Source organism: Bacillus sp. GbtcB10 (genome assembly GCF_019091365.1).
GTDB classification, from domain to species: Bacteria; Bacillota; Bacilli; order Bacillales; family Bacillaceae; genus Bacillus; species Bacillus altitudinis.
This window is the reverse complement of record NZ_JAGXJP010000011.1, coordinates 1-10,086: the sequence shown is the minus strand read 5'-3', so window position 1 is coordinate 10,086 and position 10,086 is coordinate 1. Positions and strand designations below refer to the sequence as shown.

Annotated in this window: 2 protein-coding genes; both read left to right on the top strand. The window is 46.1% G+C overall.

The features are described 5' to 3' along the window. Positions 1 to 1,899, top strand: a 1,899-nt coding sequence (locus KVT11_RS19500; protein ID WP_254636524.1) for a condensation domain-containing protein, incomplete at its 5' end; no start/stop codon positions are given. Between the two features lie 19 nt (positions 1,900 to 1,918). Further along, on the top strand, positions 1,919 to 10,086 hold an 8,168-nt coding region (locus KVT11_RS19495; protein WP_217609116.1), incomplete at its 3' end, for a non-ribosomal peptide synthetase.

Genomic DNA, 10,086 nt, shown 5'->3' with positions numbered 1-10,086 from the left:
CTAAATGAAGTGAAAGAAGCCGTCGTGACAACGGTCAAAGACGCAAGTGATCAAGACGCTCTTGTCGCTTACGTCATTACAGATGCAGAAACGGCTGCACTGAAAGAAAGCTTAAAGCGCATCTTGCCTGACTATATGGTGCCATCATGGATCATCAAGCTAGACCAACTGCCGATGACGGCAAATGGCAAAGTCGATCTCAAAGCACTGCCAGCACCTGATGTGGATGCGAATCAAACAGCATACGAAGCGCCAAGAGATGAAGTGGAAACACTGCTTTGCGGCATTTGGGAAGATGTACTTGGCGTCAGCCAAGTTGGTATTCACGACCACTTTTTCTTCCTTGGCGGAGATTCGATTAAAGGCATCCAAATGGCAAGCAGACTCACGCAAGAGGGCTGGAGGCTCGATATGAAGCTGCTTTTCCAATACCCAACGATTGCGGAGCTTCGCCCATATATCGAAGAAGCGGACCTTCTCACAGCCGATCAGTCAGCTGTCGAAGGAGAGGTTATTTTAACACCGATACAGCGCTGGTTCTTTGAACGGAACTTCAGCAGCCAGCATCATTGGAATCAGTCCGTTATGCTCCATGCGGCAAATGGTTTGGATGAAGCGCTTGTCAAGCAAGTGCTCGAGCAGATGATGACCCATCATGATGCTTTGCGATTGGTTTATCCGATAGAAGAAGGACGCATCATCCAGCGTCATCGTGGAGTAGACGAAAACGATGTAGCGGTGGACGTGATAGAAGTACAAGGAGAACGATCACAGCAAATCGAGCACGTAGAAAAGCTGGCAAATGAAGTGCAGGCGAGTATTTCTTTAACAGAGGGACCATTAGTCAAACCTGCGATTTTCCGTACGGATCATGGAGATCACTTATTGCTCGTTGTACATCATCTTGTCATTGATGGTGTGTCATGGCGTATTTTCCTTGAAGACTTCATGGCTCTTTATGAGCAGGCGAAGCGTGGGGAAGAGCTGACCCTTCCTGAAAAAACACATTCATTCCAAGCATATGCCCAGAAGTTGACGGAATATGCAGTGTCAGATGAGCTGCTGGCAGAAAGGGACTATTGGAAAAAGGTACTTGGGCATTTAACTGCACCTCTGCAAAAGGATCATGTTACAGAGGATCAAAGAATGCTGCATACAAAAACCATTCGCTTTACGCTGTCTGAGGAAGAAACACGCAGTCTACTGACAGAAGTACATGAGGCGTACCATACGGAAATCAATGACATTTTGCTAACCGTTTTAGGATTGACCCTGAAAGAGTGGACAGGAGAAGACAGACACTTAATTCACCTTGAAGGACATGGAAGGGAAGACATCCTTCCGGCGGTCAATGTGTCGCGGACCATCGGCTGGTTTACGAGCATGTATCCTGTGCTACTTGATTTGTCGCATGCGGAGGATCTTTCGTATCAAATCAAGCTTTTGAAAGAAGAGCTCAGACACATTCCGAACAAGGGAATCGGCTATGGCGTTTTAAAATACTTAACGCCTGACAAAATGAAGGACGGTATCGCATTTGATGTCACGCCAGATATCAGCTTTAACTATCTTGGTCAGTTTGATGAACAGATTGGCGGGGGTGAACTAAGTCGATCCACTTGGCAGGCAGGTCAATCATTAAGTCCAGAATCAGAGAAACCTCATGCATTAGATATTGTTGGTTTCGTAGAACAGGGCTTGTTCCATATGACGATTTCCTATCACCAGCTTGAATTCGAAGAGCAAACGATGGAACAGTTTAAGGACCTTTTAGAAAAGAACGTGAAGGCACTCATCTCACATTGTGTATCACAAGATGAAGCGCAAATTACACCTAGTGATGTAGGAGACGATGACCTGACCATGGATGAACTTGAAAAGCTAATGGATATATTTTAAGCAAACGAAGAGGTGGACTATGAGCAAACAGAAGATTCAAAAGGTATATCCTTTAACACCAATGCAAGAAGGCATGTTATATCATGCCATGCTAGACCCTAATTCGTCCTCTTATTTCACACAGCTGGAGCTTGGAATAAGAGGGGAGTTTGATCTCGATCTTTTTGAAAAAAGTCTCAATGAGCTCATCGGCACATATGACATTCTCCGTACAGCCTTTGTCTATCAGCAATTACAGAAGCCTCGTCAGGTTGTACTGGCAGAGCGCAATCTAGATGTGTATAGAGAGAATCTATCTCACCTGAATCATCAGGAACAGCAAAAGGTACTAGATCAATATAAAAAGCAAGTGAGAAAGCAAGGCTTCCATTTAACGAATGATTTGTTATTGAAGGTCGCTGTTTTTCAACTGAATGAAACAAACTGGCATCTCATTTGGAGCAACCATCACATCATCATGGATGGTTGGTCCATGGGAGTTTTGATGAAAAAATTGTTTCATTACTACGAATCTTATCGGAACGGCAAAACGCCGGATCGCTCACAAGGAAAACCTTATGCAGATTATATCCAGTGGCTTGGCAAGCAAAATCAACAAGCAGCGGAAGGCTATTGGAAGGATCGCTTAGACGGTGCGATTCAGCATCAAGGGCTTTTGCAGCAAAAAGAAGCGAACGGACAATATGACCATCAGGAATGGACGTTCACATGGGATGCTGAAATGGTCAGCAGCATTCAAGAGATCGCAAGGAATTGCCAAGTGACAGCACCAAATCTATTCCAGGCTGTTTGGTCGGTTCTTTTAGGCACTTACCATGCGGCACATGATGTCACTTTCGGAACAGTCGTATCTGGAAGGCCGCCAAGTGTGGCTGGGATAGAACAGATGGCAGGGCTTTTTATCAATACAATACCGGTCAGGGTAGAAATGAATCAGGAAGACACCTTCAAACAGCTGTTTCAAAAAGTTCAGCAGCATGCGCTGGAAGCGGAAAACTATGATTTTATGCCGCTTTATGACATTCAGCAACAGGCAGCTGCAGGAGGACAACTCTTCGATCACTTGGTCGGGTTTGAGAACTATCCTTTAGATCAAGAGCTATCTGGTGACACCATGTCGGAACGTCTAGGGTTTTCCATTGATGTAAAAGACGGATTTGAACAAACGAATTTCGATCTAAATGTCCTTGTATATCCAGGTGAAACATGGACATTGAAAATCAAATACAATGCGGTGGCTTTTGAAGAAGAGGTCATTGAAAAAATATCGAAACACCTGACCAACCTCATGAAGCAGATCATCGAAAATCCGGAAGTTCGCCTTCATGACGTGACGTGTATCACCGAAGAAGAAAAACAGCAGATTGAAGCATGGAACAAGACAGAACGAGATTATCCAAAGCATCTGTCTATTCCTGAGCTTCTGAAAGAACGCATTCAAACGCAGCCAGACCAGCTGGCGTTAGTCGAAGGAGAGCGGGCATTCACCTATGAAGAACTCGGCCAAGAAATCCATCGTGTGGCGGGTCATTTGGTTGACAGCGGAGTGAAACAAGAAGATGCCGTCGCAGTGTATATGAATCGATCTGCTGAAGCAGTGATCGCCATTTTAGCGGTTCTTCAAGCAGGGGCTGCTTATGTACCAATTGATCCAGCCCAGCCAGAGGATAGAATCCGCTTTATGCTTGAAGACAGCGGTGCATCCGTTTTGCTCTATGCGGACAGCCAGCCGCCAGTTCATGAAAGCATCCAAGCCGTTCATGTGTCAGACATATCGAATCAGTCAATCGTACCATTCGAAGTCGAGACCTCTCCTTCGCAATTGGCATATATCATGTACACGTCGGGGTCAACCGGCCAGCCAAAAGGTGTTCAAATTGAGCATCAGCATATTGTCAGATTGGCATGTTCACAGGAGACACTGGGCTTGAACAAGTCGGATCGTATGGCACATACAGGAGCAGTCAGCTTTGATGCCATTACTTTTGAAATTTTCACCACACTGCTGAACGGTGCAACGCTTTATCCTGTTGACCGTGACACGTTATTGGACATCAACCGGTTTGAACGCTTTATCCAAACGAATCAAATCTCGGCGCTCTTTTTAACGACAGGTTTGTTTAATCAACTCGCTCAGCAGCGACCGCATATGTTTAAAGGATTGTCCAAATTGATCACAGGCGGTGATGTGATCAATGTGAAAAGTGCAGAGCTTGTGAAGAAACATCATCCATCACTTGTTTTACTGAATGCGTATGGCCCAACAGAAAACACCACCATCTCGACCATTTATGAGGTGAGAGGGGATGAAACGGGCACGATTCCAATTGGTCAGCCGATCAATCATTCGTCCGCTTACATTTTAGATGACAATCAAAGACTTCAGCCAATTGGTGCGCCAGGAGAGCTGTATGTTGGCGGAGACGGTGTCTCAAGAGGATATCTCCATCGTCCAGATTTAACAAAGCAAGCATTTATCGCTGATCCTTTCAAGGCAGAAGGGCGTTTGTATCGAACAGGAGATTTGGCTAGGTACGGTTCAAATGGTCAAATCGAATTCCTCGGACGGACAGATGATCAAGTGAAAATCCGTGGTTTCCGTATTGAGCTCGGTGAAATTGAAACGGTTCTTCAACAAGAGGCGGGGATCGATGAGGCGGTTGTGCTCATCCATGCGTCTCCTTCAGAAGAAAAAGAAATGACCGCTTACTATACGGGAACGATCAGAGAAGAAGAGGTGCGGGCTTTATTTCATCAAGCACTGCCAGCATATATGGTACCTCATCACGTCATGAAGCTAGATGCTTTCCCGCTTACAGCAAACGGAAAGGTCGATCGAAAAGCTTTACCAACGCCTGACGAAGCTCATCGTGAAGAAGTCAGGATCATTCCGCCTGAAACTGAGACGGAAAAGGCGCTTGCTCAAATTTGGGAGGAACTGCTTGGGAAAGCGGTGGGAATAGATGAGCATTTCTTCATGACTGGCGGACATTCACTCAAAGCAATGATGATGTCAGCCAAAATCCAAGAAGTGTTCCAAAAGGAAGTTCCGATTCAAGTGATATTCGAAAAGCCAACGGTTCGATCGCTTGCGTCATACATTGACCAGGACGGTCAAGAAGAACAAGGACATCCGATCTTACCCGCAGCGAAGGCGGAGGACTATCCAGTGTCACCAGCTCAGCGGCGCTTATACATTTTACAAACACTTGAACCTAAGAGTACGAACTATCATATTCCGATCGTCTTAACGCTTGAAGGTACGCTCGATCATCAGCGGCTCACCTCAGCATTTGATGAATTGATTCAAACGCATGAAATCTTAAGAACGAGTTTTCATATGAAAGGCGAGAACATCGTCCAAAGGGTACATGAAAGAGCGGCATTTGACCTCCCTGTCCATGATGTAAAGGAAGAAGAGGCCGAGGCATTTCTTGCTGAACGTCAGGCGCCGTTTGATTTGACAGCCGCTCCCCTCCTGCGGGCACAGCTGCTCAAAGTGAGTGACGACCGTCATCTTTTAGTTCTGGAAGCACATCACCTGATTACAGATGGCAGTTCCATGAAGACGTTCATTCAGGATTTGGCGAAAGCCTATGATGGAGAGGCACTTGCAGAAAGAGCCATTCATTATAAAGATTACGCTGTCTGGCAGTTAAGTGAAGAAGAAACAGAGAAACAGCGTGCGCATGAAGCGTATTGGCTGAAGCAATACGAAGGAGATGTACCGGTTTTAGATTTGCCGACAGACTACCCGCGTCCAGTGGAACGTGATTTTTCTGGAGAACGGGTGATGTTTGGCTGTGATCAAGAGACAACTCAGCGTATTCATGAGCTGCTCAAGAAAACAGATACGACACTGTACATGTTCTTGTTATCTGCATTTCAAGTGCTGCTCGCATCCTACAGCGGACAGGAAGATATCATTGTCGGATCTCCTGTTGCGGGGCGAACACATCCAGATATTCAGGACATGCCAGGGATGTTCATCAATACCATTGCGATGCGCGGAAAACCGGAACAAACAAAGTCATTTTTACAGCTGCTTGAAGAAATAAAAGAAACGAGTGTAGATGCTTTTGCACATCAAAGCTATCCGCTCGAAGAATTAATCGCACGTCTGCCGCTTGATCGTGATACAACCCGAAGCCCGCTCTTTAGTGTTTCGTTTAATATGCAGAACATGGATGTTCCTGCACTAAAGCTCGGCGATCTGAACATTTCGCCTTATGCAATGCAGCACCGATCCGTCAAATTTGATCTGTCTCTAGAAGCATTTGAACGTGAGGGAGAAATAAAACTAAGCCTAGACTATGCAACGGCATTATTTAAAGAGGAAACCATCCGCCGGTTCGGAACACATCTGCTTGCGATTATTCGTGAGGCGGTCCAGCATCCGAATGAACAAATTGGCTTGTTCAACCTCTTGGATCAGCATGAGCAAATGGAGCGGCTGGAGAAAAGGGATGGAGAACAAGCAGGTCAACATGAGCCGTACCATGTGCAATTTTCACGTCAAGCCATGGAAACGCCTGATGCCATTGCGGTGATGGATGGTGAAAGGAAGCTGACCTACCGTGAACTAGATCACATGTCCAATGCTCTTTGCAGTGAGCTGAAGATGCAAGGCGTAGAGAAAGAAAGCACAGTCGCACTTATTCTTGATCGCTCTGTCTATGTCATTGTCTCGATGCTAGGTGTAATGAAAGCAGGCGGTGCATTTGTCCCAATTGATCCAGCTTTTCCTGCGGAACGTATTCGTTACACATTAAAAGATTCAGGGGCAAAAGTCATCGTGGCAAATGAGTCTCTTGGTGATTCCTATCAGCATCTCAAGTCGATTCAGGTCGTACATGTGGAGAAAGCCGTCCAACGAAACGATTCTCTAGACCTGCCGGACGTATCGGTTGATCAACTGGCTTATGTGATTTACACATCTGGAACAACAGGGAAGCCAAAGGGTGTACAGCTCACGCATCGTAATCTATCACACTACGTCAATTGGTTGACACATGAAGTGACTTTACAAGAATGCGATCGTACGGCACTCCTGTCTTCTTATGCATACGACCTTGGTTACACAAGCATTTTCCCGGTTCTAAAAGCAGGCGGGACACTCTATATTCCTCGTGAAGACGTGTATACAGACCCTGTACGTCTCATGCGTTTTATTGATGAACAAGAGCTGACTTATATCAAAATGACACCATCCTTATTTCATATGATGGCAGATTCGAAGGGTCATACATTTGACGCTTTACGGCTTGTGGTATTGGGAGGAGAACCGATTGTCTCTGAAGATGTTGCGACATTTATGAAGCAGCATCCATGCGTGGCAGTGATGAACCATTACGGTCCGACAGAAACAACGATTGGTACAGTGAGCAAGCTAATGACACCGCATGAGCTGGACGCTTTAAAGGAGCGTTCTATCATCGGAAAGCCTATTGCTCATACAAGAGCGCTCGTATGCAATCGCGAGCAGCGCCTTGTTCCTTATGGTGCACCGGGGGAGCTTTATATTTCAGGTGATGGTGTTTCAAGAGGTTATTTGAATCAGCCTGAATTAACAGCAGAGCGTTTTCTTGAAAATCCTTATTTCCCTCAAGAGCGGATGTATCGGACTGGAGATTTGGTCAGACAGCATGCAAATGGGGAGATTGAATTCCTTGGAAGAGTAGACGATCAAGTGAAAATTCGCGGCTATCGAATTGAGAAACAAGAAATTGAGCATGCCGCACGTGCCCTTTCAACCATTCAAAAAGTGTATGTCAAAGTGATCAACACGTCTCGTTTACCGGAGCTGGCGTTATATTATACAGCACCTGATCACATTGGAACGCTGACATTTAGAGAAAAGCTTTCAGAGACACTGCCGGATTACATGATTCCTACTTATTTTGTCAAAGTGGATCATATGCCGCTGACGCAAAACGGAAAAGTAGATGCGAAATCTCTGCCGCTTCCTCATGAGGCACATATGAACCGCACGGCACACGCAGCACCAGAAACGGCGCTTGAGAAGACGCTTTGTGATATTTGGTCAGATGTTCTTGGAATTGAGAAAGTTGGCATTGATGACCATTTCTTTGAATTAGGCGGGCATTCTCTGAAAGGCATGGTGCTCATTTCGAAAATCCAAGCCAAACTGAATCAGCATGTTCCACTCAAGGTTCTTTTTGAAAAGCCAACGATACGTGCGATAGCTGCCTATTTGGAAGAAGCTGATGCTTCGCTCGTCACATCGATTCAGCCAGCGGAAAAGCAAGATTTCTATCCAGTCTCTTCCGCACAAAAGCGAATGTACGTATTACAGCAGCTGCATCCAGAATCCGTCACCTACCATATGCCAGCCGTTTTCATGATGGAAGGAAACCTTGATCTGAAGCAGCTAGAAGGAGCAATTCAAGCTTTAATTGATAGACATGAGTCATTGCGGACAGCTTTTGTTGAAATTGATGGCAGTCCCGTCCAAAAAATCTATCGCCGTGTGCCGTTTACGTTACAGATGGTTGAAGTAGAAAGCGATCAGGTACAATCCGTCGTAGACAACTTCATGACACCATTCTCATTACATCAAGCACCTCTAATGAGAGCGAAAGTGGCAAAGCTGTCTGATGACAAATATGTGTTCATGATGGATATGCACCATATCATCGCAGACGGAGTGACACGCAGTCTGCTTATTCAAGAATTAGCGGAGTTGTATGAGCATAAGACGTTACCGCCAGTTCAGTTGCACTACAAGGATTATGCGGTATGGCAGCAAGAGGAAGAACAGCAAGCAGCACTTGAAAAACAGCGGCAGTATTGGCTGGAGCAATATGCACAGCCGCCAGAAGACTTAGCACTTCCGCTTGATTTCCCGCGGCCTAGCGTGCAGTCATTTGCAGGAGGCCGGGTTGATAGATGGCTGTCTGCTGAAAAGGCGCAGCATGTCAAAGCGCTCATGGCTGAAAAAAATGTGAGTTTGAACATGGTGATGCAAACGGCCTTTGCCATTCTCCTTCATAAATTGACTGGGCAGCATGACATCGTCATAGGGGCTGTAACGGCTGGACGTACACATGCGTCAATCGAACGGATTCCGGGCATGTTTGTGAATACACTGGCCCTTCGACATGACGTTCAGTTAGAAGAAACTGCAGAGCATCTGCTAGAAAAAATAAGAGATCACAATCTATCAGCTTATGAACATCAAGGATTCCCATTCGAGGATTTGGTCGCGCAGTTAGACCTTCCGAAAGACACGAGCCGCAACCCGTTGTTTAGTGTCATGATGACAACGGATGAGCGTGATCTGACGTTACCGGAATTGAATGGACTTACGCTTTCGCACAAACAGCAAGAAGCCGTTCAGGCAAAATTTGATTTAACGCTCGGTGTCTTTGAGGAACAAGATCAAGTGGGCTTGCGCTTTGAATATGCAGCGGCACTATTTAAAAAGAGTACCATTCAGCGATGGAGTCAATATGTTGAGCGAATCATAGACGAAATGCTTGCGAAATTGAATCAGTCGATCTCGACCATCTCCATCTTAACAAAAGAAGAAGAGCGACATCTGCTTAATGAATGGTCAGGCCCTATCCTAAATGTCCCGACAGATCAAACGGTTCATGCATTGATTGAGGCGAAGTCACAGGAAGTACCTCATCAAAAAGCCGCAACTTTCTGCGGCACAAGCTGGACGTATGAAGAACTGAACAACCGGGCGAATACAGTCGCCGCAAGACTCATTTCCACCGGCACAAAACCGGGAGACCGCATCGGCATTCTCACGCGTCCATCGCTCGAGATGACAGCCGCTGTTCTCGGAGTTCTCAAGGCAGGTGCGGCATTTGTGCCGATTGATGCCGATTATCCAGCGCAGCGCATTGCCTATATGCTGGAAGACTGCGGGGCAGAGGTCCTTCTGATTCAGAAAGAGCTCACTGCACCACGTTCTTTCACAGGTCATACCCTCTTCATAGAAGAGGCAGTAGAAGGAGAAGCACACGAGATTCAGGTTCCTATCAAACCAACGGATCTCGCTTATATGATTTACACATCTGGAACGACTGGACAGCCGAAGGGTGTCATGGTCGAGCACCAGTCCCTTGTCAATCTGGCTTACTGGCACAATGATGCCTTCCAGGTGACGAAACAAGACCGAACCGCCAAATATGCCGGCTTTGGCTTTGATGCCTC